Genomic DNA, 22,346 nt, shown 5'->3' with positions numbered 1-22,346 from the left:
CGTTCTGAGGAGGACACCCATGTCCGACGTCCAGCACCTCGTGGTGATGGGGGTCGCGGGGTCAGGCAAGACCACCGTGGCGCAGATCCTGGCCGACCGCCTGGACCGGCCCTACGCCGAGGCCGACGAGTTCCACCCGCAGGCCAACATCGACAAGATGTCCGCCGGCACCCCGCTGACCGACGACGACCGCTGGCCGTGGCTGCAGGCCATCCGCGACTGGCTGACCGAGCAGACCCGCGCCGGACGCAGTGCCATCGTCACCTGCTCCGCGCTCAAGACCGCCTACCGCGACGTGCTGCGCGAGGCGGAGGGCCGCGTCACCTTCGTGCACCTGGACGGCACCATCGACCAGATCGGCGAGCGGATGTCCGGTCGCTCCGGCCACTTCATGCCGCCCTCGCTGCTGCCGTCCCAGTTCGAGACCCTGCAGCGCCTCGGCGACGACGAGGACGGCGTGGTCGTGCAGGTCGGCGCCTCGCCGCAGTCGGTGGTGGACAACGCCCTGAGCGAGCTGGGGCTGGAGGTGGCCCGATGAGCACCGCCCTGCTGGTCGCCGCCGCGGCCGAGGGCCCGGTCGCCTCCACCGGCCGTCTGGTCACCGCCGCGATCGTCGGCATCGTGGTGCTGGTCGCCCTGATCGTCTGGCTGAAGCTGCACCCGTTCCTGTCGCTGATGATCGGCGCCGCGGTGCTGGCCGTGGTCGCCGGACTGCCCTACACCGACGCCTTCAGCTCCTTCACCAGCGGGCTGGGCGAGACGGTCGCCGGGGTGGGCATCCTGATCGCCTTGGGCGCGATCATCGGCAAGATGCTGATCGACTCCGGTGGCGCCGATCAGATCGTCGACACCGTCCTGGCCAAGACCCCGGCCAAACGACTGCCCTGGGCGCTGGCCTTCGCCGCGTTCATCATCGGCATTCCGCTGTTCTTCGAGGTCGGCGTCGTGCTGCTGATCCCGGTCGTCATGCTGGTCGCCCGCCGGTCGAAGCTGTCGATGATCGCGGTGGGCATCCCGGCCCTGGCCGGACTATCGGCGCTGCACGGCCTGGTGCCGCCGCACCCCGGACCGCTGATCGCCATCGACGCCCTCCAGGCCGACCTGGGTCTGACCCTGGGACTCGGCCTGCTGGTCGCGATCCCCACCGTCGCGGTCGCCGGCCCGTTGCTGGCCAAGCCGCTGAGCCGCTGGGTGCCGCTGGAGCCGCCGACCGAGATCCTCGGCGCCGGGGAGCGCGACGAGGACGCCAAGCGGCCCTCCTTCGGCCTCGCCCTGGCCGTGGTGCTGCTGCCGGTGGTCCTGATGCTGGCCAAGACCCTGGCCGAGACCGTCGGCTTCGAGGACACCGGCGTCGGCTCCGTGCTCGACTTCATCGGCACCCCGCTGGAGGCGCTGCTGATCACCGCGCTGGTGTCCCTGGTCGCCTTCGGCACCCTGCAGGGTCGTGGCCGCGGACAGATCAGCAAGCTGGTCGACTCCTCCTTCGCGCCGATCGCCAGCATCCTGCTGATCGTCGGCGCCGGCGGCGGGTTCAAGCAGACCCTGGTGGACACCGGGGTCGGCGACGTGATCGCCAACGGCCTGGACGGCGCACCGATCTCCCCGCTGCTGGCCGCCTGGCTGGTCGCGGTCCTGATCCGGGTCGCCACCGGGTCGGCCACGGTCGCCACGGTCACCGCCGCCGGGATCGTCGCGCCGCTGGCCGAGGGCCTGCCCGCCAGCCACGTCGCCCTGATGGTGCTCGCGATCGGCGCCGGGTCGGTGTTCCTCAGCCACGTGAACGACGCCGGATTCTGGTTGGTCAAGGAGTACTTCAAGATGACGGTCGGCCAGACGTTCAAGACCTGGTCGCTGATGGAGTGCGTGCTCTCCGTCACCGCGCTGATCGCGATCCTGCTGCTCAGCCTGGTGGTCTAGCGGTGGTCGGGGTGTCGGCCACACGCCGACACCCCGACCGACTCGCATCCGGGCCCACGAATGGTGCACGCTGGCCCGCATGTCTCTTCTCGATCGTCTGCGCCGTCAGGAACCGCAGTCGCTCCCCGCACCCGGTGACCAGCTGCACCTGGGGTACCGCCCCCGCTTCACCACCGAGTGCCAGAGCATCTGGACCGAGCTGGTCCCCGAGCGCGGCACCTGCTCCGTCCTCCAGGGCGAGATGCTCCGGGCGGTCCAGGCCCTCGCGGACGAGGCGCAGCAGCACGGCAACATCAACTGGGACCGCGACTTCGAGCGGTTCTGCGACCTGCTGCACACCCACCTGCACGACGGCGCACTGCCCGCCGACGAGTGGGCCGCCGTCTGCCGCGACCTGGACGTCCTGCGCCGCTACGGGCGGGTCGCCTACGCGCTGAAGCCCGCCTGGGCCCGCGACGCCGACTACCCGGACCCCGCCGTCCCCGAGCCGCTGGCCGACGACCTGGAACAGGGCGTCCCGGCCTACGTGCACGCCGACCTGTACGACCACCTAGCCGACTGCGTGGCCCAGGTCGCCCGCGCCCACCCGCGCCCGCTGCACTACGCGGCACCCGCCGACCAGCTGCGGTGACCCGCGGGGCCACGTCAGCCGCAGACGTCGCCCCGGACCGCTTCGCCCGGTGGGTCAGCGCCGTCGGACAGCCTGCGGTGGGCATCCCGATCGGCTGCCTGCTGCTCGGTTGGACCCTCGCCGATGCCCGCTGGGCTGTCGCAACGATGCTCGCGGCCTCGGCGCCGATCATCGGCGTGCTGTTGCTGCGGGCGACCCGCGTGGTCGAGACGCTGCGGATCACCGGCCGAAGACGACTCCTCTTGCTGTCGGGCGGCGCTGCCTGGGAGGTGATCGCGGTGACCGGACTGACCCTGCTGGGAGCGCCAGCACCGCTCCGCGCCGCGCTCGTGGGGCTGCTCGGCGGCGTGGCGGCGCTGATCCTGCTGCACCCGACCGGTGTCAGCGCCCACACGAGCGTGTTCGCCCTGTTCGCCGGAACGCTGATGGTGGGAGAGCCGCTGCTGGGGACCGTCGTGGCGTGCGCCGGTGCGCTGGCGGGATGGTCGCGCTGGCGACTCGGCGCACACACCCTGGTCCAGGTCGCCGTGTGGCCACCTGCGGTCGGCGCTGTCACTGTCGCCGTCACGCTCGCCACGCGCTGATACCGAACCCCCGGGGGCTCCCCACGCGCCGAGGTCGGCACTTCCGGCCAGATGCTGCGTGGCGTAGTGCCGACCTCGGGCGCGTAGTGCCGACCTCGGCGGCTGAGCGGGCGGGCAGCCGGGCGGGGCAGCGGACGGGCGGCCCAGCGGACGGACGGACGGCTCAGCCGCCCAGCGTCCCGGTCGGCCCAGCGTCCCGGGCGTCCCGGGCGTTCCGGGCGTTCCGGGCGTTCCGGGCGTTCCAGCGTCCCGGGCAGACCGGCGTCCAGCCGCCCGGGCTCGGGGCGCTAGATGCCGGCGCCGGGGTTGGTGCGGGGGTCCGGGTCGGAGCTGCGCGAGACGGTGCTCTTCACCGCGTCGACGGCCTTGTCCTTGAGGGCACCGGCCTGGTCCTTGGCGAACTGGGCAGCACCGGCCTCCAGGTCGTCGACCCGGGACTGCACGCGCGGGTCGTGCCACAGGCTGGATGCCCAGCCCTTGATCTGCTCGTACCGGGCGCGACCGGCGCGGGTGCCGAACACGTAGCCCAGCGTCGCACCGACCACGAACGCGCTCTTGGCCTTCATCGGGTGACCTCCCTGATCGTCGAGCTTCCACGCTAGGCGAGGTGTGCCGTGGCCGCGCGTCCAGCAGGTGGCCGGGCCCCGCGCACGGTTACCGTCCCGCTATGACGAAGCTGTCGACCGAGGTGTACGAGGCCGAGCTGTACCGATTGCAGGCGGAGCTGGTCGTCCTGCAACGCTGGGTGCAGGCGACCGGGGCCCGGGTCGCGGTGATCTTCGAGGGGCGCGACGCGGCGGGCAAGGGCGGCACGATCAAGCGGATCACCGAGTACCTCAGCCCGCGGGTGGTGCGGATCGCGGCCCTCCCGGCGCCGACCGATCGGGAGCGCGGGCAGTGGTACTTCCAGCGCTACGTGCAGCATCTGCCGGCCGTCGGGGAGGTCGTGCTCTTCGACCGGTCCTGGTACAACCGCGCCGGGGTGGAGAAGGTGATGGGATTCTGCACCCCGGAGGAGCACGCCCGGTTCCTGCGCCAGGCACCGACCTTCGAGCAGATGCTGATCGAGGACGGCATTCTGCTGCGCAAGTACTGGTTCTCGGTGTCGGACACGGTGCAGCTCAAGCGGTTCCGGTCCCGGCTGGACGACCCGCTGCGGCAGTGGAAGCTCAGCCCGATGGACCTGGAGTCGATCCGACGGTGGGAGGACTACTCCCGGGCGAAGGACGAGATGTTCGCGCACACGGACACGGCCGACAGCCCGTGGTTCGTGGTCGAGTCGGACTCCAAGAAGGCAGCCCGGCTGAACATGATCCACCACCTGCTGTCCACCATCCCGTACGTGGACGTGCCGCACGATCCGGTCGAGCTGCCGGAGCGACCGGCCGGGTCGGGCGACTACCGACGGCCCCCGCGCGAGGAGTTCACCACCGTGCCGGACCACGCCGCACTACTCAGTCGCGGACGCCACACCACTCACTGACGACCGGATGGCGGTGAGTGCCCTGCGGGGCTGCCTAGTCTCGCTGCGCCCACCAGCCGCCATGCCTGAGGAGTCCCCCGCCATGATCCGTCGTCGCCATCTGGTCGCCCCGACCGCCGCCCTGGTCGTCGTCGGATTGCTGACCGCGTGCGGCGGCGACCCGGTGGTGGTCGGCACCCCGGTGCCGACGGTGACGGTGACAGTCGACCCGACGCATGGTGCGACCGGGTCGGCACCGGCCACCTCCCCCGCCCCGAGCGACATCAGCACCGATCCGCAGGTGCAGACCTTCGTGGACGCGCTGGACGCGCTGGTGGCCTACGCCCAGGTCCATCCCGGCAACCTGCGCGACGACCAGCAGTTCCGCACGCTGCTGAGCACCTTCGTCCAGGCCAAGCGGGCCATCGACCGCACCGACCTGTGGCTCGGGGAGAACAGCGCCGTCACGGCCAGCGGGTTGGCGATCTCGGCCGGCGAGGCCGTCACCATCGGTCAGGGTGCCGTCCGGCCGAACGCGACGGCCACCAGTGTCGAGCTGAGCAATGACGACACCGTGCTGACCTGGGAGATCGAGTTCAGCAACGGCGACGACGTGGAGATCGACGCGAACACCGGCGCCGTGCGGGACGTCGACCTGGACGACTGAGCGGCGGGGGTCTCAGACCTTGGCGTACCGCGCCCGGCCGAAGGCGTAGACCCCGTAGGCGGCGAAGCCGAGCGCGATCAGGCACAGCAGGACGGCGCCGAACGGCAGCTCGGCGAGGGTGCGCAGCGCCACGTCCATCCCCTCGGCCCGCTCCGGGTCGGCGGTGACGGCGGCGGTGACCACCAGGACACCCAGCACCGCGAGCGCGATGCCCTTGCCGATGTACCCGACCTGACCGGCACGTTCGACCGCGCGGCCCGGATGCTGGCGCAGGTCCGCGAGGAACTTCCGCTTCCACCCCTTCACCACGTGGTACCCGCCGACGGCGACGATCCCGAGGCCGACCAGACCGACCAGCACCCGCCCGATCCCCGAGCCGAGCAGCCCGGCCGTCGGCTGGCTGCCGCCGCTGGATCCCGAGCCGGAGAGCACCTGGATCGTGGTCACCGCCAGCACCGCGTACACCACCGCCTTCGCCGCTGCCTTGACCCGCTCACCGGCCGAGCCGTGGGCGATCGCATCGACCGCCTGCCACAGTGCCAGCAGCACGAAGCCGATCAGCAGCACGACCAGCAGCACCCGGCCCGCGCCCTCGGAGCCGAGCTGGGACAGCGCCCCCTGCTGATCCGCTTCCTCGCCGCCGGAGCCGAAGGCCAGCCGCACCGTCACCCAGGCGAGCAGCAGGTGCAGGACACCGCTGGCCGCGTACCCGAGCCGGGCGCCCTTCTCGATCACCGGGTGGTCACCGGCCCGGTCGGCGGCCCCGCGGACGGTCACTGGTCGCGCTTCCGGCGGCGGTCGGCCCAGGCGCCGGTGGACCACAGCGCCCACAGCACCAGCACCGGCTGGAACAGCAGCCGCACGCCGCGCTTGGTGTCGGTGTCCAGACCGAAGCCGTCGGTGTGCGTCAGGTACTGCGAGATGTTGCCGGGGAAGATCGCGACGAAGAACGCCGCCGCCACCCAGCCGACCAGACCGCGGTGCTTCTTGCGGGCGGCGATCAGCGCGCTGCCGAGCGCGATCTCGGCCACGCCGGAGCCGAGCACGGTGGCATCCTCGTTCACCGGGAACCACTCCGGCACCTGGGCCTGGAACTCCTGCCGGGCGAAGGTCAGGTGGCTGGTCCCGGCGAAGACCAGGAACCCGCCGAGCAGCACCCGCGCGAGGGTGCGTCCACGTCCTGTTGTCATCCGCCCATCAGAGCATGCCGCGGCTCCGGCCGCTCGGGCTGCTGCGCGCCGGGGTCGGGGCGCCGGAACGGTGCGGTGAGGGTCGGCACCAGCTGGCGCCAGTGCCTCGCCAGGACCACGGCGGCGATCACCAGATAGACGGCGGAGAGCGCGAACCGCGCGGTGGTGCCGGTGACGACGAATTGCACGGCGAACAGGCCGAGCAGCGTCCAGGCCGACCAACGCCGGAACCGCAACGAGATCAGGATGGCCACACCCATCAGGGTCTGGGTGGCGGTCAGGAGCATCTCCTCGACCTGCCGGGTGTCCAGCACCAGTGCCGTCGAGCCGCCGCCGAACAGGTAGGCGATCGGCAGCGAGCCGATCAGCAGCGTCCACTGGTTGATCTTGGAGCTGATCAGGGTGGCGATCGCGGCAGTGCCCTTGCCGCGCCAGGCGAACAGGATCGCCACGATGAACTCGGGCGCCTCCGAGGCGAGCGGGGCCAGCCATTGCACCAACAGGAACTCGTCCACACCGAGCCGGGTGCCGGAGGCGACCAGCGACTCGGCGAAGGGCTCGGCGCTGACCAGGATGACCGCCGCCGCCAGGACGAACAGCGCGATCACCAGCGGGCGACGGCGGGCGCGCGGCAGGTGGCCGATCACGGCGGCGGTGCCGATCAGGTCCGGTTCCTCGGCCTCGCCCCGGGTGAGCCGGTAGAGGTAGAAGCCGAACCACGCGATCATCGCCAGGCCGAACCCCAGGTGGATCTGCCCGGTCGCCGGGATGACGAACGCCGCCACACCGGCGACCAGCAGGAAGCCCAGTTCCATCCGGTTGCCCGGTTCGAGGGCGAGGGATGTGGTGGCCGGGCGGTTGCCGACCCGGTTGGCGACCCGGTTGGCGACGTAGATCGACACCAGCACCACCAACGGCCAGCCCAGGCCGAGCAGCAGCCGGTTCGACCCGGTCATGTTCGCCGCGGCGTACTGCACGTAGGCGGGGTCGGAGCCCGCGGTGTAGGCGTAGAACAGGTCGACCGCGTATTCCGGCAGCACGGCGATCAGCGCCAGCACCGCGATGGCGAAGCCGCCCGAGACGTCCACCTGCGCCGCCTCGGCCGCCCAGGCCAGGACGAACGAGGCCGCCACCACCGCCGCGCCGTAGAGCGCGAGCTGGATCAGCGGGTCCGGGTGGCTCCCCGACAGGCGCAGCACGACCGCCGGGGCGGCGATCAGGACGGCGATCAGCAGGGAGCGGATCAGCACCCGCAGCGGCGGGGTGGTCTCACGCATGGGGGCGGTGCCTCTCGAACGGAACAACGACGGCGGCACATTACGGACCATTCCCCGAATTGCGCAAAGATCGTGATTTCCCTATTTCAGAAAGGCGATACCCCTATGAAGAAGATCGGCGCTCCGAACTCGGATGTCAGAACGCCCCGAGCGGATCGTCGTCGTCGGCCGCGCCGGTGAAGCCGCAGTCGGCGAACACCGCGGCGATGCCGGAGATCTGCTTCAACCGCAGGAGCTCGTCGCGGTCCATCCCGATGTGCCGCATGATCCAGTCGTCGTCCATGCCCGCGTCGACCAGCTCGGCGACGATCTGGGTCATCAGCTCCACCGCGTGGGTCCCGCGCGCCCGGTTGTGCCGCACCGTGGAGGCGATCCGGTCCGACCGCGGCTTGTCCAGCACCACCACCGGGAGCAGTCCCCGCTCGCGCGCCCGGATCCGCTCGGACGTGACCATCACCCGGTACCGGTGGTACCCGTCGACGATCTCGTAGTCGCCGGTGACCTCGTCCTGGCAGCACACCACCGGCTGGGTGTAGCCGTCCTCCCAGATGCTCCGCTCCAGCAGCGCCATCTCCGGGGGCGCGACCACGTTCGGGTTGTAGGCATTGGCACGCACACGCTCGATCGGGACCGCCCGCACGCCGTACACCGGGGACGTGAATGTCATCCGACCTCCTGGTACTGCTCGATGATCGCCCGTTGCCGGTCGCGGTCGCGTTTGGTCGGGCTGAACCCCATGTAGCGGCAGGTGTGGTCGTTGCGCAGCACCGTGATGCACATCCGCTTGTAGGACGGCAGGGCCGACGCCCCGACCACCGGTGGCGGCGCGTCCGGGTAGGCGTGGAAGCGGACCACCTCGTGCGGGCGGGTGTAGGTGCGTCGGCCCGGCGGCTTCCCGAGATAGTCCGCCGGGACGCCCAGGGCCCGCAGCTCGTCCACCGTCCGGGTGGGGACGGCACCGCCCTTCCCGGTCCAGTAGCGCACCGAGGTGGCGAACTTCGCCAGGTAGCGCTCCCGGGTGTCGCGGGGCAGCGTCCGCAACAGCAGCCGGAGGTAGCTGGCCCAGGTGTGGCCCGGTGGCAGCTCCGTCGCGCGGGCCCCCATGGCGGCGGTCGCCCCGTACCGGGCCGAGAAGTTCACGCCGTTCACCCGACCCACCAGCGTGGACCACAGCTCCGGCTCGATCACCCGGTACAGCTGGAGCTGGCGGATCGCCTGACCGATGAACGGCGAGGAGACCCGCATCTGGTGCGCCGGGACGCCCGCCTGGTACAGCAGGTCGTAGAGCCGGTTGTACGCCCACCCGAACCGAGCGTGCGCGTGCCAGACGTCGGAGAGCCGCCAGTCGTGGATCGGGTACGCCTTCACCAGCCCGGAGCCGAGCACCGAGGTCCAGCGCACCCCCTGGAACGTCGAGCGGCGGTTCTCGGCATGCAGGGTCGCGTAGCGGTGCAGCGACTCCTCGGCACGGATGCCGATCAGCACCGCGGTCCGCCTGGCGCCGGTGGTCTGGTGCAACCAGGTCTCGAACGTCTCCTGGAACTCGTAGTCCCAGACCCCGTCGAAGTCGGGGAAGCCCGGCGGCACGTTGTCGGCGTGCACCACGCCCGGATGATCGGGCAGCGGACGGACCCACAGGTCGCGCTGCGCCGGGTGCCAGGGCTGCCAGTGGTCGGCGAACATCGTGGCCGCACACCCGGCGGCGACCGGCAGGCACACCCGCCAGGGCACGATCAGCTCCGTGGGGGTGGCCATCACCGAGTCGACGTACTCCGTGGTGGCCGAGTACTGGCCCTCGTAGTCCAGATGGAACAGGTGGATCGGGCGGGCGATCCGGTGCGTCCGCATGTGGTCGAGCACCAGGTGCAGCATCGCCCCGGAGTCCTTGCCGCCCGAGAACGCCACCACCACGTTGTCGAAGACGTCGAACACCTGCGCGATCCGGTCACGGGCCGCGTCGAGCACCGTCCGCCCGCGCGGGAGCAACCCGAACCGTGCGGCGATGCGCTCGTCCATGCCGACCATGACGACCCCCTCAGCGACTCCCGACCGGCCGAGTATCGGGTTCGACCGGTGCCACCCAGAGGCGCGCGCGATGGCATTGAGTAGGACGCGCCGAGCCACCGGGTGGTGCCGGGGGACGACGGGCTCACGCCTACTCACCCCCCACCCGGCCGACACTCGTCGCGCACCGACCCCGATCGCCCCGTAGCCTCGCTGCTCACAGCCGGTATCCAGGAGGTCGAAGGCGCACATGTGGTGGTCGAGGCGAGAGCAGCAGTCCCCCGCACCCGAACCGCACGAGCCCCGCGCCGCCGGCCTGTGGTCGGACGGCTTCGGCCGGGCCGGGACCCGCGCCGTCCAGGCGCTGGCGCTGCTCGCCCTGGTGTCGGTGGCGGTCTTCGCCCTGACCAAGCTCACCCTGGTGGTGATCCCGGTGCTGATCGCCCTGGTGCTGGCCAGCGCGATCCACCCGCTGGTGTCCTGGCTGCGGCGGCACGGGTTCCCGTCGCTGGCGGCGACCTGGACCGCCCTGCTCGCGATCCTGGCGGTGTTCGGCGCGGTGATCACCGCCGTGGTCTACGCGGTGGCGAACCAGTGGCAGGACCTCGCCGATCAGGCCGTGGCCGGGCTCGGTGAGCTGCAGGAGTCGATCAGCCACCTGCCGATCCAGATCTCCGACCAGCAGATCGAGGACGCCAAGGACGCGGTGACGTCCTTCCTGACCTCCAGCAGCTTCGGCAGCGGGGCGATCGCCGGGTTCTCCAAGGGCGCGAACTTCGTCACCGGCGGCGTCCTCACCCTGGTGGTGCTGTTCTTCTTCCTCAAGGACGGTCCGCGGATCTGGGAGTTCCTGCTCCGCCCGTTCGAGGGCGACGCCTATGCACGCGGCAAGCGGGTCGGCGGCCGGACCGTCAGCACGATGGGCGGCTACGTGCGGGGCACCGCCATCGTCGCCGCGGTGGACGCGGTCGGCATCGGGGTCGGGCTGGTCGTGATGGGTGTGCCGCTCGCGATCCCGCTGGCGGTGCTGGTCTTCCTGCTCGCGTTCATCCCGCTGGTCGGCGCCACGCTCGCCGGGGTGCTCGCCGCCCTGGTCACCCTGGTCGCCAACGGCTGGGTGGACGCTCTGATCGTGGTCGCCATCGTGATCGCCGTGAACCAGTTGGAGGGCAACCTGCTCCAGCCGGTGGTGATGGCCCGGTCGCTGGCGCTGCACCCGCTGGTGATCCTGGTCGCGGTCACCGTCGGCACCGTGCTCGCCGGGATCACCGGTGCCGTGCTCTCGGTGCCGGTCGCCGCCTCGGTCTGGGGCGCGGTGCAGGTGTGGAACGGACCGAACCTGCCCGCCCGACCGGTGCAACAGAAACGGCGGGAGACCGCCGAGGGCCGCTGAGCGCCGACGACTAGCGGCGGACCTTGACCCGCTGCCGCACCCGCTGGACCAGGGTGCCCGCGCCGATCACCGCGCACACCACGGCGAACTCCGCCAGCACGATCAGGACCTGCCAGGACACGATGACCTCCGGGTGGGGAACGACTGAGATTCCATCGTGCCCGGCCGACCCGCGGCGACACATCGGCCGCGAGGCGTATCTGGATCTACGCCGTGGGGTGGACACCGATCGGCAGTCGGCGCACGCTGCGGAACCGTCGGGCGGCGCCGTCCACCGGGTCGGTGAAGGCCAGTTCGCCCGCCAGCAGCTGCAACGGTGTGCTGAAGTCGTCCACCGGCACGTCCAGCACCTCCGGGTACAGCGGGTCGCCGACGATCGGGATGCCCAGCTGGTGCAGGTGCAGCCGCAGCTGGTGGGTCCGCCCGGTGCGCGGCGTCAGCCGGTACACCCCGAGGCCGTCGACCTCGGACTCGAGCTCGATCAGGGTCTCGGCGTTCACCGGGGCGTCCGGCACCACCCGGGCCTGGAGCTCGCCGCGCTCCTTGTGCAGGTGGTTGCGCACGGTGAGCGGGAACTCCAGCTCCGGCCGGATCGGGGCGAGCGCCCAGTAGGTCTTGGCCATCGCGCGACGTTCGAAGGCCGACTGGTAGGCGCCCCGCCAGCGCCGCTCGGTGGCCAGCAGCAATAGCCCCGAGGTGACCCGGTCCAGCCGGTGCAGCGGCGACAGCTCCGGCAACCCCAACTCGGCCCGGAGCTTGACCACGACGCTCTGCATCACGTGCCGCCCGCGCGGGATCGATGACAGGAACGGCGGCTTGTCGATCACCACCAGGCGCTCGTCCCGGTGCACCACGTGGATCGTCCCGGGCACGGAGGGCTCCTCGCGCAGGTCCCGGTGGAAGAACACGAACAGGTGCGGGCGGAACGGATCGGTGGCCCGGACCGGGGTGCCGTCCTCGGCGACGAACCGGCCGTCCGCCAGCATCGCGTCCACGTCGACGTGCTCCGGCAGGCGGTGGTGCAGCCAGTCGGCCATGGTCGGCCAGGCGGTGGCGTGCGGGTCGGCGCGGTCGTGGTCGGGGGTGCGCAGCCAGGCGGCGCTCAGGCCGTGACGGGGCGGGAGCGGGGAGCGGGGCGGCACCCGGAGAGCCTAGGCCGCCTCCACCTCCCGGCCCGCCCCGGCCATGGACGAGCGGGGCCGGCCCGAGGCGTTCAGGTGGCCGGCAGCAGACGGGCAGCGACCCGACGGGCACGCTGGGTGTCGGTTCCCGGTGCCCGCAGGCGCATCGCGAGCGACCCCGTGACGACAAGCAGCAGCTGTTCGGCCAGCTCGGCGGCATCCGCGCCCACCACCGGCTCGGCCAGCTGAGTGAGCCGGTCGCGCAGAGTGCTGGTGTCCCGTTCGACGGCGGCGGCGACCTCCGGCGGCGCGCTGGCGTATTCGGCCGCGGAGGCGAGGAAGGCGCACCACCGGGCACCGTCGGGACGGGAGCGGAACGCGTCGAGCGCGTCGAACACGGCCAGCAGTCGGCGCTCGGGCGCCTCCTGCCCGGCGATAGCGCGTTCCCAGCAGTCGACCCACGCGCGGTGGCGTCGGTCCAGCGCCGCGGCGACCAGCGCCTCCTTGCTGGGGTAGCCGCGGTAGAGGGTGGCCGCCGACACCCCGGCGCGGGCCAGCACGGCATCGACCGGGGTCGCTGCGATGCCCCGGGTGAAGAACAACTCCTCGGCGGCGTCGAGCAGCTTCGCCTCGGTGCTGGTGCGGATCGGCATGGGGTCATCCTAGGCTGGCAAAGTGAAACGATCGTTTTTGTTCTTGGTCGCGGCAGCCACCGGGCTCATTGCGACGACCTACGGCCTGGTCCGGCTCGCCTACGGGCTGTACCTGCCGAACGTCCAGGACGACCTCGGCCTGAGCACCGGAGCGGCCGGTCTGATCGCGGCCCTGGCGTCGGTGGTCTACTGCCTCGGCGCCGCCTGCGGGTTCCTGCTGTCCGACCGCCACCCCCGCACGCTGGTCCTGCTGGCCGGGGCCACCGCGGCGCTGGGCTGCGTCGGCATGGCGGTCGGCGGCGATGCCGGGGCCTTCGGGTTCGGGGCGGTGCTCAGCTCGGCGGGCGCGGGCCTGGCATCACCGGCGGTGGTCGAACTGATCCGCCGTCACGCACCCGGCGACCTGCTCGACCGGGCGCAGTCGGTGGCGAACGCCGGAACCGGTCCCGGGCTGATCGTCGCGGGGTCGCTGGCGTCGCTGCTGCTGCCGCTGTGGCGCGCCGGTTGGTGGATCGCGGCGGGGCTCGCCGTGCTGGCGACGACGCTGGTGCTGGCGGCCGACTCGTGGTCGAGCGGTGCGCGCACGACCGTCCGCGGGCGCACCGGTCCCACCGCAGGCAGCGCTGCCCGGCGTGTCCCTGGTGTCCCACCGCGGCAGTGGCGCGCCGCGCACCGTCGGCCGTTCGCCGTGGCGCTGCTGCTCGGGATCGGGTCGGCGGCCGTCTGGTCCTACGGCCGGAGTCTGCTGGTCGAGCTGGGGGCCGACGACCGGGCGTCGACGGTGGCCTGGATCGCCCTCGGCGTCGGCGGGGCAGCGGTGCTGGCCACCAGCCGATGGCTGGTAGCGCGGCGGATCGGGGCGGCCTGGGCGGTGACCGGGGGTGCGGTCGCCGTGGCGACGATCGCACTGCCGAGTGTGGGGACCCATCCGACGACGACCGGTGCGGTGTGCGCGGTGTTCGGCTGGGGGTACACCGCCGCGTCGGGGGTCCTGATCACCTGGACCGGGCGGATCGACCCGGAGCGGTCGGGCAGTGGGACGGCCGCGTTGTTCGTCACGCTGGTGCTGGGTCAGGCCATCGGCGCCGCCGGGTGGGGCGCGCTGACCGGCCCGGTCGGACACCCGGCGACCTTCGGCCTCGCGGCGGCGGTCGCGGCGGTCGCCGTCCTGGTCGGGGCGCGAGCTGTACCGACCGACGCCGCACGGGCGGCCGGGCCCGGCCACGCCGGAGGGGGGCCAGCGTGACCGGGCGTTCGTGGGGTCACCCGGTGACCCGGGTGGTGCTGCGGCGGCGGGCCACCTGGAGGCCGATCCGGCCGGTGAGGTCGGCACCGAGCACCGTTCCGGCCTCCCGCACCACCTGATCGAGCAGCGCGGTGACCTCGGGCAGATCGACCCGGGCGTCCACCCGGACCGACCCGGCGAGCACCAGGCCCTCCCGGTCGCGGCGGATGGCGAGCCGCGCGCCGTGGATCATCGGATCGGCGGTCAGCCGGTCCTCGGCGGCGCGGGCCACACCCTCCGGCACCACGCGCAGCCGGTCACCGGTCCGCGAACCGGGCAGCGGCAGCGCCGCCGGTCCCCGGGTGGGCAGGTGGGCGAGCAGCCACCACAGTCCGAGCAGGATCAGCACCAGGGCGGCACCGGCGCAGGCACCCGGCCACCAGCTCCGCGTGGTGAACGCGCTGGACAGCCGCAGGGTGTCCGGGCCCCAGGAGGTCCAGCCCATGCCCTCGCTCACGGCCCAGGCGCCAGGCAGCAGCACCAGCAGGGCGAGCACCGTCAGCAGCACCCGGTCGACAGCGGTCACCCGTCGCGCCTTCATCCTGCGTCTCCTTCCCTGGTGGCGACCTGTACCCGCAGGCGGGGCTGCGGTCGCAGCTCGGACAGTCGGTCACCCACGGTGTTCCGCACCTCGGTGGCCAGTTCGGGCGTACCGGTGCCGGACACCCGGACCAGCACGCTGCGCCGGGAGGCGGTGCTGGTCACTGCCAGCACCCCGTCCACATCGGCCGCGGTGGCGGAGGCCAGTCGTGCCACGTCCTGCGGCCGCAGCCGCACCGTCGCGGTGTCCCCGAGCACGACATCGGCGGCGCCGCGGTGCCAGGCGGCCCACAGCAGGAGCAGCCCGAGCACGACCAGACCCGCGCCGATCCCGGCCGCACCACGGTCGACGGCCCGGCCGTCCACCGCGTCGAGCAGGCCGGGCAGCCAGGCATCCGCCGGTCGCAGACCGAGCAGGGAACCGGCGGCCAGCGCCTCGCGTCCAGCGATCACCCCGGCCGCGATCAGCAGCACGGCGACCAGCGCCGCGACCGTGCGTGGCACCGCCGCCCGCCGGGTCATGACACCCTCCGGCGCGGCTCGGCGGTGGCGACCACCGCCTCGACCGTGACCAGCACGTCGTCGACCCGGACGCCGACCAGCCCTTCCAACGCCTCGCGGATCGCGCCGGCGACCCGGGAGGCGGCGGCCGCGGCGGGCTCCGGCCAGGACGCGGCGACCCGGGCCTCGACCCGGACCCGATGCCCCGCCACCTCGACCTCGACCCGCGGCAGATCGGTGCCGACATTGCGGTGCACCCGGGTGGAGGCGTGTTCGGCTGCGCGCCGGGCGATCCTGGCCACCACCCGGTCCGCGATGGTGACCCGCCCGGCGACACGTTCCAGGACGGCCGAGTCAGCCACGGCGCCGACCCCCGAGCAGGGCACCCAAGTCGATCCGACCGTCCAGGTGTGCGCCCACGGCCACGCCGATCCCGCCCAGCACCAGTGCCAACAGGAACCCGACCAGCCCACCGGTGGTGATCGCCAGGGTCAGCAGCAGTCCGACCAGCAGTCCGGTCGTCGTCATCGATCCCATCATGCGTCCTTCCCGATCCTGCTCGTCTCCACGTCCTCGATGTGCACGTGCACCGGCCCCGGCCCGGCGGCCCGAGCGATCGTCCCGGCCGCTGCCGGGATCGCCTCGGCGCCCGCTGCGGTCAGCACCACGTGCACCTGGGTGCCGTCCGGCGTGAACCGGATGCCGGGCACCCGGTCGCCGGGCAGGTAGGTGGCCACCTCACCGAGGGCACCCGCGCTGAGTCGCGCGACCTCCGGCAGGGCGAGCACCGCGTCCCGGATCGCGCGGGCCCGCTCGCCGGGATCCGGGTCGTGCCCGTCCCCCGCGAGCGCCCGCGCCCCCTGCTCGGTCACTGCACCCGCGACGGGGCGGCCTCGTCGTCCTGCTCGTCGTCCTGGGGCAGCCACACGTCGTTGACGTTGACGTTCACCTCGATCACCCGCAGACCGGTCATCCGCTCGATGCCGGTGACGATGGAGCGCCGCACCGCCTCCGCGACGTCGGCGATCGCGACCCCGTACTCGGCGACGATCTCCACGTCCACCGCCGCCTCGGCGGTGCCGACCTCGACGCTGACGCCCTGGGAGTAGTTGGTCGAGCCGCCCGGGATCCGCTCCCGCAGCGCCCCGAAGGCGCGCTGGGCGCCGCCGCCGAGTCCGTGCACGCCGGTGACCTCACGGGCGGCGATGCCCGCGATCTTGCTCACCACGACGTCGGCGATGGTGGTCGAGCCGCGCTCGGTGGTGAGCGCCGAGGTGCGGGCGCCGTCCTTGGTGGTCAGCTCGCGGGCGTCGTTGCCGGTGGTGGTCGTGGTCTGCGTGGTGCCAGCCATGTCGTCCTCCTGAGCGCGAGGGGTCGGTCGGCTCGCCGATTGCTGAGCCCGTCAGGTCCCGATCCACCCTCGCTGACACCTGTGAGTGCCCGCCGCGGGCGAATCGTCACGCACCAGTCGCTGTGAACCAGATCACGTCCTACCGTGGCGCCGTGACCGCCGGTGAGGACGACGCCGAGCTGGTACGACGCGCACGGCTCGGCGACAAGGACGCGTTCTCGGCCCTGGTCGAACAGCACGGCAGCGCGATGTACCGGTTCGCCCGGCGCATGCTCCGGGACGACGGCACCGCCGAGGACTGCGTGCAGGACGCCCTGGTCGCCGCCTGGCTGTCCATCGAACGCTTCCGCGGCGACGCCGCCGTACGCACCTGGCTGTTCGGCATCCTCACCAACACCGTCCGGCGCCGGGTCCGCACCGAGGCCCGCCACCCCGCCGCACCCCTGCCCGACGACTACGACCTGCCCGGCGGCGCCGACCCGATCACCGCCGCCGAGGCCCAGGACCTGCGCGCGGCCCTGGAGATCGCCCTGGCGGCCCTGCCCCCGATGCAACGCGCCTGTTGGATCCTGGCGGAGGTGGAGAGAATGTCCTACGCCGACATCGCCCGCGTGCAGGCGACCACCGTCGGAGCCGTGCGCGGCGCGATCGCCCGCGCCCGGACCACCCTGGGAAGGAGGTTGGCGCCGTGGCGGTAGACGACCCGGACGACGCACTCCTCGACCGCGCCGCCGAGACCCTGCGCGAGCTGACCGACAGCGGGTGGGTGCGCGCCCGCCATTCCGTGCTCGACCGGGTGCGTCGGGCCGTTCGACCCTCGGTCGCGGTCACCGGACGCCACCCCGACGGGACGTTCACCCTGGCGACCCCGGTGCTCACCGACCGGATCCGGCGAGCGGTCGACGCCGTCACCGAGGCCCGGGTGCTCGACCTGCGCCCGGAGGTGGACGCCGACGGTGAGCTGCTCGGCATCGCCCTGCGGATCAGCGTCGCCTACGGCAGCTCGGTCGCCGCCGACGCCGAGGCGGCGCGCGCCGCCGTGGTGGCCGAGGTGCGGCGGAGCCTGGGGACGGCGTTCGAGGCGGAGCGGGTGACGGTGGATCTGCACGTGGCGGACGTGCACCGGGGCTGACGAGGCGTCCGATGCCGTCCCGCGCCGGGACCGAAGGTCACCTGGCGACACGACCGGCCACCCGTAGGTTCTTGGCATGACGGTGTGCGTCTCAGCGGTGACACTCAATAGCGCCGACCCCGGGCGGACAGCAGCCTTCTGGGCGGCGGTGCTGGATGGCGAGGCAGTGGACGGAGGGAAAGGCTTCATCCACGTTCGCAGCTCGACGCTACTGCTCATCGTGCAGCCCGCGCCCGCCCGCTCGGCACGCGTCGACACCGACGTGCACCTGGATCTGCGCGCCGACGATCCGGCCGTGGTCGTGGCCCGCGTCCTGGCGCACGGCGGCACGCTGGAGGAGCGACGGGCGGACTCCCACGGGGAGTGGACGGTGCTCCGTGACCCGGACGGGCGCGAGTTCTGCGTGGCCTGAGTGGTCCCGCGAGGCGCCACTCGGACCGGCGTCAGTTCTCCGCGCGCCCCTCGCGCCAGTACCCCATGAACGCCACCGCCTTGCGGTCCACCCCGCACTCGGCGACCAGATGCCGCCGCAGCGTCTTGATCGCCCCGGCCTCCCCGGCGAGCCAGGCGTACAGCGCCGCGTTCTGGCGCAGCGGCTGGCCGTCGGCGTCGACCGGCAGCTCCCAGAGCAGGCCGTTCTCGATGTCGACGTCCTCCAGCTCGATGCCCTCGGGGCGCGGGGCCTCCCGCGGCATCAGGCGCACGCAGGCGGCCTGGACAGCGGGGACGAGGCGGGAGCCGTGGGCGGCGCCGTCGCGGGGCAGCCAGGTGATGGCGATGCCCTCGGGGGCGCGCAGGTCGAGGAAGTCGCCGGAGACCGGGACCTCGAGGACGACCTCGCCGCGGGCGTCGGCGGGCAGCCGTTCCAGGATGCTGGCGATGGCGGGCACGGCGGTCTCGTCGCCGGCGAGCAGCAGGCGGTCGGTGTGTGCGGGCGGGATGAAGTCGATGCCGCCGGCGTGGCCGTCGTGCTCGGCGTTCGGGCCGAGGATGGCGAGCGGGTCGCCGATGCGGGCTTCGGTCGCCCAGCGGGAGGCGGGGCCGGTGGAGCCGTGCAGCACCAGGTCGACGTCGATCTCACCGAGCTCCTGGCGGACCGCCCGGACGGTGTAGGTGCGGATCGGGTGCCGCACCTCCTCGGGGAGGTCGCGCCATTCGGTGTACCACTGCGGGCCGGTGGGCAGGGTGTCGTAGCCGCAGGGCAGCGGGAGGAAGAGCTTGATCCGCTGGTCGAAGCCGTTGTCGGCGAACAGGTGCAGGTCGTCGCCGGAGAAGGTGATCCGGCGGAAGGACGGGCACATGTCCTGGATGCGGGACACCCGGACGTCGAAGGTCCTGAACGGCAGGACGGTCGGCTGGGCCACCTCGGCGGCAACGGCGGTCATGGCACCACGGTAAGGGAAGCCTCACCTGATCCCGCAAGCGATGTGACTCAGATCACGATACCGAGGTGCCGAAGGCGAGGCCGAGCAGGTAGGTCGCGGCGGCCGCGCCGAAGCCGATCGCGAGCTGCCGCAGCGCCCGCTTGCCCGGCGACGCGCCGGAGAGCACGCCGACGGTGGCACCGGTGCCGAGCAGGGCGATGCCGACCAGACCGCTGGCCACCGCGACCGCGACCAAGCCGGTGAGCCCGAACAGGTAGGGCAGGACCGGGATCAGCGCGCCGGAGGCGAAGAAGCAGAAGCTCGACACCGCGGCCGCCATCGCGCTGCCGACGGTCTCGTGCTGGTCGACCTCGTGCGGCTCGCCGTTGGTCAGCGCGAGCTCGGCCGGCAGGTCCTGGCCGATCCGGTGCAGGACGGCGGCGGCACGGGCGCTGGCAGCCTCCGGGTCCAGACCGCGGGCGCGGTAGACCAGGGCGAGTTCGTTGGCGTCGATGTCCAGGGCGCCGAGCGCTGCCCGCGCCTCGGGGCTGGGTCGGGCGGCGTCCAACAGCTCGCGCTGGGAGCGCACCGACACGTACTCACCGGCGCCCATCGACAGCGCACCGGCCAGCAGCCCGGCCAGTCCGGTGAACAGGACGGTCGAGGCACCGACCCCGGAGGCTCCGATGCCGAGCACCAGCGCGAGGTTGGACACCAGGCCGTCGTTCGCGCCGAACACCGCCGCCCGGAAGGTGCCGGAGATGCGGCTGCGCCCCCGGATCGCGAGCGCCCGGACCACCTCGCCGTGGATCCGCTCGTCGGCGGCCATCGAGGCGGTGGCGTCGGCGTCGCTCTCGTAGTCGGACCTGGCCTCGGCCCGCTGGGCGAGCGCGAGCACGAACACCCCGCCGAACCGCCGGGCCAGCCAGCCGAGCATCCGGGACCGGATGTCACCGGCCAACGGTCGTCCGGCCCGGTCGCCGAGCAGGTCCAGCCAGTGCTGCTCGTGCCGCCCCTCGGCCTCAGCCAGTGCGAGCAGGATGTCCCGCTCCTCACCGGTCCGACGGGAGGCGAGGTCCCGGTAGACGGCCGCCTCGGCGCGCTCGTCGGCGAGGTACCGCCGCCACCGGCGTACCTGGCGGGACGTCGGGGCGGCGGTTCGCGTCATGGCGACGATTCTTCCAGCTGTGCGCCGGTGCCTGGGAGCACCGGAACACCGGGGCACAGTTCAGTCGGTCGGGGCGGCGGCGCGCAGCTTCTCCAGCAGCGGTCCGGCGGCCTCGTCCAGGAACTGCTGCTGGGCGGCGTCCCCGACCTGGACCAGGGCGATGTCGGTGAAGCCCGCCTCCCAGTAGGCGGCTACGGCCTCGACGATCGCGTCCAGGTCCGGGCCGCAGGGGATGGTCTCAGCGACGTCCTCCGGTCGCACGAACTGGGTCGCCCCGTCGAAGGCCTCGGTGGTGGGCAGATCGGCGTTCACCTTCCAGCCGCCCGCGAACCACCGGAACTGCTCGTGGGCACGCTGGGTGGCGACCTCGACGTCCCGGTCCCAGGAGATCGGGATCTGGCCGATCTTCCGCGACGGTCCCTCGTGCGCCTGGTCCCACTGCTGGATGATGCTCGCCTCCGGGTCGGTGGCCACCAGGTGGTCGGCCAGCGGGGCGAACCGGGAGATCGACTGCGCGCCGGACACCGCCACCGCCAGGTCGACACCACCGGCCGGGATGTCCCACAGCTTCGCCGAGTCGGTGCGGAAGTGGACGCCGTCGTAGGTCAGGCGCTCGCCGTCCAGCAGGGAGCGGATGATCTCGATGGCCTCCTCCAGCATGTCGTGCCGCTCGCCGACCGCGGGCCAGCGCTCACCGACGACGTGCTCGTTCAGGTTCTCCCCGGCACCGAGGCCCAGGGTGAACCGACCGTCGGAGAGCACGCCGAGGGTGGCCGCCTTCTGTGCGACGACCGCCGGGTGGTAGCGCAGGGTCGGGCAGGTCACGTAGGTCATCAGGTCGACCCGGGAGGTCACCTGGCTCACCGCACCGAGCAGCGACCAGGCGTAGGGCGCGTGTCCCTGCTCGTCGATCCAGGGGAAGTAGTGGTCGGAGCTGACCTCGAAGTCGAATCCGATCTTCTCGGCCTGCGCTGCGTAGCCGACCAGTTCCTTGGGCCCGGACTGCTCGGTCATGAGGGTGTAGCCGAATCGCGTCATGCTCCGAGGGTGCGCCCGGAACGCCCCGTGCGCACGCCGTCGCTGCTGCTCGGGCGTGCGCAACGCGGGGTTCAGCCCTGGGCGGCGCGCAGCGCGTCGACCAGCGGGGTGGTCGGGCGACCGATCAAGGTGCGCAGGTCGCCGGTCACGTCCGCCAGCTCGCCGTTCGCGGTGTTCTCGTCCATGGCGATCACGAAGCCGATCGTCCCGGCGTCCAGGCCGGCGGCCTCCAGCCCGGCACGGTGCTCGTCGACGGTGACCCGCTGGTAGCTGACCGGGCGGCCCAGCACCTCGGTGGCGGCGGCTGCCAGGTCGTCGTAGTCCCAGGCCACGTCACCGGTCAGCTCGTAGACCTTGCCGTCGTGGCCCTCGGAGCTCAGCACGGCGGCGGCAGCGGCCGCGTAGTCCTCGCGGGTGGCCGAGGCGACCCGACCGTCACCGACGCCGGAGACGATCACCCCGGACTCGGCTGCCTGCGCCAGATCGCCCAGGTAGTTCTCCGTGTACCAGCCGTTGCGCAGCAGGGTGACGACCAGACCGGACTCGCGCAGCAGCGCCTCGGTCTCGACGTGCTCCGGGGCGACCGGCAGCGCACTGCGGTCGGCGTGCAGCACGGAGGTGTAGACGATCCGGCGCACACCGGCGGTCTGCGCCGCCTCGATGGCGTTGCGGTGCTGGGCGGTGCGCTGCCCGACCTCGGAGCCGGAGACCAGCATCAGGGTGTCGGCGCCGGTGAAGGCCTCGACCAGCGTCTCGGGCCGGGTGTAGTCCGACTCGACGACCCGGACACCCTGCTCGGCCAGGTCGGCGAGCCGCTCGACCCGGCGACCGGTGGCGACGATGTCGGCTGCCGACACCCCGTCGGCGAGCAGGTGCTGGACGATGAGGCGGCCGAGCTGGCCGGTGGCTCCGGTGACGACGATCGACATGACTTTCCTCCAGATCAGTGCCGGACGATCCGACGACCAGCGACAACGCGGCACCCACCCGGAAACCTTCCGTCCGGCGGGTGCCCACTTTCCGGTCAGGTACTGGGCCGATGGTAAGTATCCAGGTCACAGCGGCCTA

Annotated in this window: 29 protein-coding genes; 11 read left to right on the top strand and 18 right to left on the bottom strand. The window is 72.6% G+C overall.

The window, feature by feature from the left end; translation table 11 throughout:
• Nucleotides 1-19 precede the first annotated feature (19 nt).
• The 4 genes from HGK68_RS00975 to HGK68_RS00960 all read left to right on the top strand — a co-directional run bounded on the left by HGK68_RS00975 (nt 20) and on the right by HGK68_RS00960 (nt 3,132).
• Nucleotides 20-538 (top strand): gluconokinase, encoded by a 519-nt coding sequence (locus HGK68_RS00975; protein WP_169164284.1) that lies wholly within the window; start codon nt 20-22, stop codon nt 536-538.
• Nucleotides 535-1,917 (top strand): GntT/GntP/DsdX family permease, encoded by a 1,383-nt coding sequence (locus tag HGK68_RS00970; protein WP_169164283.1) that lies wholly within the window; start codon nt 535-537, stop codon nt 1,915-1,917. The genes HGK68_RS00975 and HGK68_RS00970 overlap by 4 nt, the downstream gene beginning before the upstream one ends.
• Nucleotides 1,918-1,996: 79 nt before the next feature.
• The gene (locus tag HGK68_RS00965) at nt 1,997-2,548 is read left to right on the top strand and encodes a hypothetical protein (protein ID WP_169164282.1); all 552 of its coding nucleotides are present in this window, start codon (nt 1,997-1,999) and stop codon (nt 2,546-2,548) included.
• Nucleotides 2,545-3,132: a hypothetical protein gene (locus HGK68_RS00960; RefSeq protein WP_169164281.1), complete on the top strand. Its 588-nt coding sequence runs from the start codon at nt 2,545-2,547 to the stop codon at nt 3,130-3,132. The genes HGK68_RS00965 and HGK68_RS00960 overlap by 4 nt, the downstream gene beginning before the upstream one ends.
• 287 nt (nt 3,133-3,419) lie before the next feature.
• On the opposite strand, the gene HGK68_RS00955 is transcribed toward HGK68_RS00960, so the two are convergent.
• Nucleotides 3,420-3,698 carry a YtxH domain-containing protein gene (locus HGK68_RS00955; RefSeq protein ID WP_169164280.1) on the bottom strand — a complete coding sequence of 93 codons (279 nt, stop codon included), beginning with the start codon at nt 3,696-3,698 and terminating at the stop codon, nt 3,420-3,422.
• A 101-nt stretch (nt 3,699-3,799) separates the two neighbouring features.
• Here HGK68_RS00955 and ppk2 point away from each other — a divergent pair, with 101 nt between their 5' ends.
• Nucleotides 3,800-4,615, top strand: a complete 816-nt coding sequence (gene ppk2 / locus HGK68_RS00950) for a polyphosphate kinase 2 (protein ID WP_169164279.1) — start codon at nt 3,800-3,802, stop codon at nt 4,613-4,615.
• Nucleotides 4,616-4,676: 61 nt separating this feature from the next.
• Complete coding sequence (locus tag HGK68_RS00945) at nt 4,677-5,261, top strand: PepSY domain-containing protein (RefSeq protein WP_169164278.1); 585 nt, start codon at nt 4,677-4,679, stop codon at nt 5,259-5,261.
• 12 nt (nt 5,262-5,273) lie between these two features.
• Here HGK68_RS00945 and HGK68_RS00940 read toward each other — a convergent pair whose 3' ends face one another.
• The 5 genes from HGK68_RS00940 to HGK68_RS00920 form a co-directional block, all read right to left on the bottom strand.
• The gene (locus HGK68_RS00940) at nt 5,274-6,038 is read right to left on the bottom strand and encodes a DUF1206 domain-containing protein (protein WP_169164277.1); all 765 of its coding nucleotides are present in this window, start codon (nt 6,036-6,038) and stop codon (nt 5,274-5,276) included.
• Complete coding sequence (locus HGK68_RS00935; protein WP_169164276.1) at nt 6,035-6,451, bottom strand: DoxX family protein; 417 nt, start codon at nt 6,449-6,451, stop codon at nt 6,035-6,037. Before HGK68_RS00935 ends, HGK68_RS00940 begins: the two co-directional genes overlap by 4 nt.
• A complete protein-coding gene (locus HGK68_RS00930; protein WP_169164275.1) occupies nt 6,448-7,728 on the bottom strand; it encodes a sodium:proton exchanger in 1,281 nt (426 codons plus the stop codon). Before HGK68_RS00930 ends, HGK68_RS00935 begins: the two co-directional genes overlap by 4 nt.
• A 136-nt stretch (nt 7,729-7,864) precedes the next feature.
• Nucleotides 7,865-8,395: an IbrB-like domain-containing protein gene (locus HGK68_RS00925; RefSeq protein ID WP_169164274.1), complete on the bottom strand. Its 531-nt coding sequence runs from the start codon at nt 8,393-8,395 to the stop codon at nt 7,865-7,867.
• Entirely contained in the window at nt 8,392-9,744 is a 1,353-nt protein-coding gene (locus HGK68_RS00920; RefSeq protein ID WP_169164273.1) for a DUF3440 domain-containing protein, read from the bottom strand. The genes HGK68_RS00925 and HGK68_RS00920 overlap by 4 nt, the downstream gene beginning before the upstream one ends.
• A 238-nt stretch (nt 9,745-9,982) precedes the next feature.
• On the opposite strand from HGK68_RS00920, the gene HGK68_RS00915 reads away from it, so the two are divergent.
• Entirely contained in the window at nt 9,983-11,125 is a 1,143-nt protein-coding gene (locus HGK68_RS00915) for an AI-2E family transporter (protein WP_169164272.1), read from the top strand.
• A gap of 206 nt (nt 11,126-11,331) precedes the next feature.
• Here the strand turns inward: HGK68_RS00915 and HGK68_RS00910 are convergent, their stop codons facing one another.
• Nucleotides 11,332-12,267 carry a pseudouridine synthase gene (locus tag HGK68_RS00910; protein ID WP_169164271.1) on the bottom strand — a complete coding sequence of 312 codons (936 nt, stop codon included), beginning with the start codon at nt 12,265-12,267 and terminating at the stop codon, nt 11,332-11,334.
• Between the two features lie 71 nt (nt 12,268-12,338).
• Nucleotides 12,339-12,899, bottom strand: coding sequence for a TetR/AcrR family transcriptional regulator (locus HGK68_RS00905; protein ID WP_169164270.1), 561 nt, complete (start codon nt 12,897-12,899; stop codon nt 12,339-12,341).
• A gap of 22 nt (nt 12,900-12,921) precedes the next feature.
• Between HGK68_RS00905 and HGK68_RS00900 the strand changes: the two genes are divergently transcribed.
• Nucleotides 12,922-14,145 (top strand): MFS transporter, encoded by a 1,224-nt coding sequence (locus tag HGK68_RS00900; RefSeq protein ID WP_169164269.1) that lies wholly within the window; start codon nt 12,922-12,924, stop codon nt 14,143-14,145.
• A 16-nt stretch (nt 14,146-14,161) separates the two neighbouring features.
• Here the strand turns inward: HGK68_RS00900 and HGK68_RS00895 are convergent, their stop codons facing one another.
• From HGK68_RS00895 to HGK68_RS00870, 6 genes are read right to left on the bottom strand one after another with little or no spacing between them, the layout of a single operon-like run.
• Nucleotides 14,162-14,725 carry a hypothetical protein gene (locus HGK68_RS00895; protein ID WP_169164268.1) on the bottom strand — a complete coding sequence of 188 codons (564 nt, stop codon included), beginning with the start codon at nt 14,723-14,725 and terminating at the stop codon, nt 14,162-14,164.
• On the bottom strand, nt 14,722-15,246 hold the full coding sequence (locus tag HGK68_RS00890; RefSeq protein ID WP_169164267.1) for a DUF6286 domain-containing protein: 525 nt from the start codon (nt 15,244-15,246) through the stop codon (nt 14,722-14,724). Before HGK68_RS00890 ends, HGK68_RS00895 begins: the two co-directional genes overlap by 4 nt.
• Nucleotides 15,243-15,587 (bottom strand): Asp23/Gls24 family envelope stress response protein, encoded by a 345-nt coding sequence (locus HGK68_RS00885; protein ID WP_169164266.1) that lies wholly within the window; start codon nt 15,585-15,587, stop codon nt 15,243-15,245. Before HGK68_RS00885 ends, HGK68_RS00890 begins: the two co-directional genes overlap by 4 nt.
• Nucleotides 15,580-15,753 (bottom strand): DUF2273 domain-containing protein, encoded by a 174-nt coding sequence (locus HGK68_RS00880; RefSeq protein WP_206155780.1) that lies wholly within the window; start codon nt 15,751-15,753, stop codon nt 15,580-15,582. Before HGK68_RS00880 ends, HGK68_RS00885 begins: the two co-directional genes overlap by 8 nt.
• 8 nt (nt 15,754-15,761) lie before the next feature.
• Nucleotides 15,762-16,097: a hypothetical protein gene (locus HGK68_RS00875; RefSeq protein WP_169164265.1), complete on the bottom strand. Its 336-nt coding sequence runs from the start codon at nt 16,095-16,097 to the stop codon at nt 15,762-15,764.
• Nucleotides 16,094-16,576 carry an Asp23/Gls24 family envelope stress response protein gene (locus HGK68_RS00870; protein WP_169164264.1) on the bottom strand — a complete coding sequence of 161 codons (483 nt, stop codon included), beginning with the start codon at nt 16,574-16,576 and terminating at the stop codon, nt 16,094-16,096. The genes HGK68_RS00875 and HGK68_RS00870 overlap by 4 nt, the downstream gene beginning before the upstream one ends.
• A 152-nt stretch (nt 16,577-16,728) precedes the next feature.
• Between HGK68_RS00870 and HGK68_RS00865 the strand changes: the two genes are divergently transcribed.
• From HGK68_RS00865 to HGK68_RS00855, 3 genes are all read left to right on the top strand, one after another.
• Nucleotides 16,729-17,274, top strand: coding sequence for an RNA polymerase sigma factor (locus HGK68_RS00865; protein ID WP_206155779.1), 546 nt, complete (start codon nt 16,729-16,731; stop codon nt 17,272-17,274).
• On the top strand, nt 17,265-17,708 hold the full coding sequence (locus HGK68_RS00860) for a hypothetical protein (RefSeq protein WP_169164263.1): 444 nt from the start codon (nt 17,265-17,267) through the stop codon (nt 17,706-17,708). Before HGK68_RS00865 ends, HGK68_RS00860 begins: the two co-directional genes overlap by 10 nt.
• Before the next feature lie 76 nt (nt 17,709-17,784).
• Nucleotides 17,785-18,120 carry a VOC family protein gene (locus tag HGK68_RS00855; protein ID WP_169164262.1) on the top strand — a complete coding sequence of 112 codons (336 nt, stop codon included), beginning with the start codon at nt 17,785-17,787 and terminating at the stop codon, nt 18,118-18,120.
• Between the two features lie 31 nt (nt 18,121-18,151).
• On the opposite strand, the gene HGK68_RS00850 is transcribed toward HGK68_RS00855, so the two are convergent.
• The 4 genes from HGK68_RS00850 to HGK68_RS00835 form a co-directional block, all read right to left on the bottom strand.
• Nucleotides 18,152-19,093, bottom strand: coding sequence for a siderophore-interacting protein (locus HGK68_RS00850; protein WP_169164261.1), 942 nt, complete (start codon nt 19,091-19,093; stop codon nt 18,152-18,154).
• Between the two features lie 52 nt (nt 19,094-19,145).
• Nucleotides 19,146-20,240 carry a VIT1/CCC1 transporter family protein gene (locus HGK68_RS00845; protein ID WP_169164260.1) on the bottom strand — a complete coding sequence of 365 codons (1,095 nt, stop codon included), beginning with the start codon at nt 20,238-20,240 and terminating at the stop codon, nt 19,146-19,148.
• Between the two features lie 60 nt (nt 20,241-20,300).
• Entirely contained in the window at nt 20,301-21,278 is a 978-nt protein-coding gene (locus HGK68_RS00840) for a TIGR03557 family F420-dependent LLM class oxidoreductase (protein ID WP_169164259.1), read from the bottom strand.
• 71 nt (nt 21,279-21,349) lie between these two features.
• On the bottom strand, nt 21,350-22,207 hold the full coding sequence (locus HGK68_RS00835) for an SDR family oxidoreductase (protein WP_169164258.1): 858 nt from the start codon (nt 22,205-22,207) through the stop codon (nt 21,350-21,352).
• Between the last annotated feature and the right edge of the window lie 139 nt (nt 22,208-22,346).

The organism is Cellulomonas taurus (assembly GCF_012931845.1).
GTDB classification, from domain to species: domain Bacteria; phylum Actinomycetota; class Actinomycetes; order Actinomycetales; family Cellulomonadaceae; genus Cellulomonas; species Cellulomonas taurus.
This window is presented reverse-complemented; position numbering and strand designations above follow the sequence as displayed.

Excerpts from the sequence above, each read along its gene's own strand:
- HGK68_RS00870 (WP_169164264.1), bottom strand. The coding sequence starts at position 16,576 with ATGGCTGGCACCACGCAGACCACGACCACCACCGGCAACGACGCCCGC.
- HGK68_RS00945 (WP_169164278.1), top strand. The coding sequence starts at position 4,677 with ATGCCTGAGGAGTCCCCCGCCATGATCCGTCGTCGCCATCTGGTCGCC.
- HGK68_RS00925 (WP_169164274.1), bottom strand. The coding sequence starts at position 8,395 with ATGACATTCACGTCCCCGGTGTACGGCGTGCGGGCGGTCCCGATCGAG.
- HGK68_RS00970 (WP_169164283.1), top strand. The coding sequence starts at position 535 with ATGAGCACCGCCCTGCTGGTCGCCGCCGCGGCCGAGGGCCCGGTCGCC.
- HGK68_RS00915 (WP_169164272.1), top strand. The coding sequence starts at position 9,983 with ATGTGGTGGTCGAGGCGAGAGCAGCAGTCCCCCGCACCCGAACCGCAC.
- HGK68_RS00835 (WP_169164258.1), bottom strand. The coding sequence starts at position 22,207 with ATGTCGATCGTCGTCACCGGAGCCACCGGCCAGCTCGGCCGCCTCATC.
- HGK68_RS00880 (WP_206155780.1), bottom strand. The coding sequence starts at position 15,753 with ATGACGACGACCGGACTGCTGGTCGGACTGCTGCTGACCCTGGCGATC.
- HGK68_RS00975 (WP_169164284.1), top strand. The coding sequence starts at position 20 with ATGTCCGACGTCCAGCACCTCGTGGTGATGGGGGTCGCGGGGTCAGGC.
- HGK68_RS00955 (WP_169164280.1), bottom strand. The coding sequence starts at position 3,698 with ATGAAGGCCAAGAGCGCGTTCGTGGTCGGTGCGACGCTGGGCTACGTG.
- HGK68_RS00905 (WP_169164270.1), bottom strand. The coding sequence starts at position 12,899 with ATGCCGATCCGCACCAGCACCGAGGCGAAGCTGCTCGACGCCGCCGAG.
- HGK68_RS00845 (WP_169164260.1), bottom strand. The coding sequence starts at position 20,240 with ATGACGCGAACCGCCGCCCCGACGTCCCGCCAGGTACGCCGGTGGCGG.
- HGK68_RS00965 (WP_169164282.1), top strand. The coding sequence starts at position 1,997 with ATGTCTCTTCTCGATCGTCTGCGCCGTCAGGAACCGCAGTCGCTCCCC.
- HGK68_RS00935 (WP_169164276.1), bottom strand. The coding sequence starts at position 6,451 with ATGACAACAGGACGTGGACGCACCCTCGCGCGGGTGCTGCTCGGCGGG.
- HGK68_RS00855 (WP_169164262.1), top strand. The coding sequence starts at position 17,785 with ATGACGGTGTGCGTCTCAGCGGTGACACTCAATAGCGCCGACCCCGGG.
- HGK68_RS00930 (WP_169164275.1), bottom strand. The coding sequence starts at position 7,728 with ATGCGTGAGACCACCCCGCCGCTGCGGGTGCTGATCCGCTCCCTGCTG.
- HGK68_RS00895 (WP_169164268.1), bottom strand. The coding sequence starts at position 14,725 with ATGAAGGCGCGACGGGTGACCGCTGTCGACCGGGTGCTGCTGACGGTG.
- HGK68_RS00890 (WP_169164267.1), bottom strand. The coding sequence starts at position 15,246 with ATGACCCGGCGGGCGGCGGTGCCACGCACGGTCGCGGCGCTGGTCGCC.
- HGK68_RS00850 (WP_169164261.1), bottom strand. The coding sequence starts at position 19,093 with ATGACCGCCGTTGCCGCCGAGGTGGCCCAGCCGACCGTCCTGCCGTTC.
- HGK68_RS00920 (WP_169164273.1), bottom strand. The coding sequence starts at position 9,744 with ATGGACGAGCGCATCGCCGCACGGTTCGGGTTGCTCCCGCGCGGGCGG.
- HGK68_RS00840 (WP_169164259.1), bottom strand. The coding sequence starts at position 21,278 with ATGACGCGATTCGGCTACACCCTCATGACCGAGCAGTCCGGGCCCAAG.
- ppk2 (WP_169164279.1), top strand. The coding sequence starts at position 3,800 with ATGACGAAGCTGTCGACCGAGGTGTACGAGGCCGAGCTGTACCGATTG.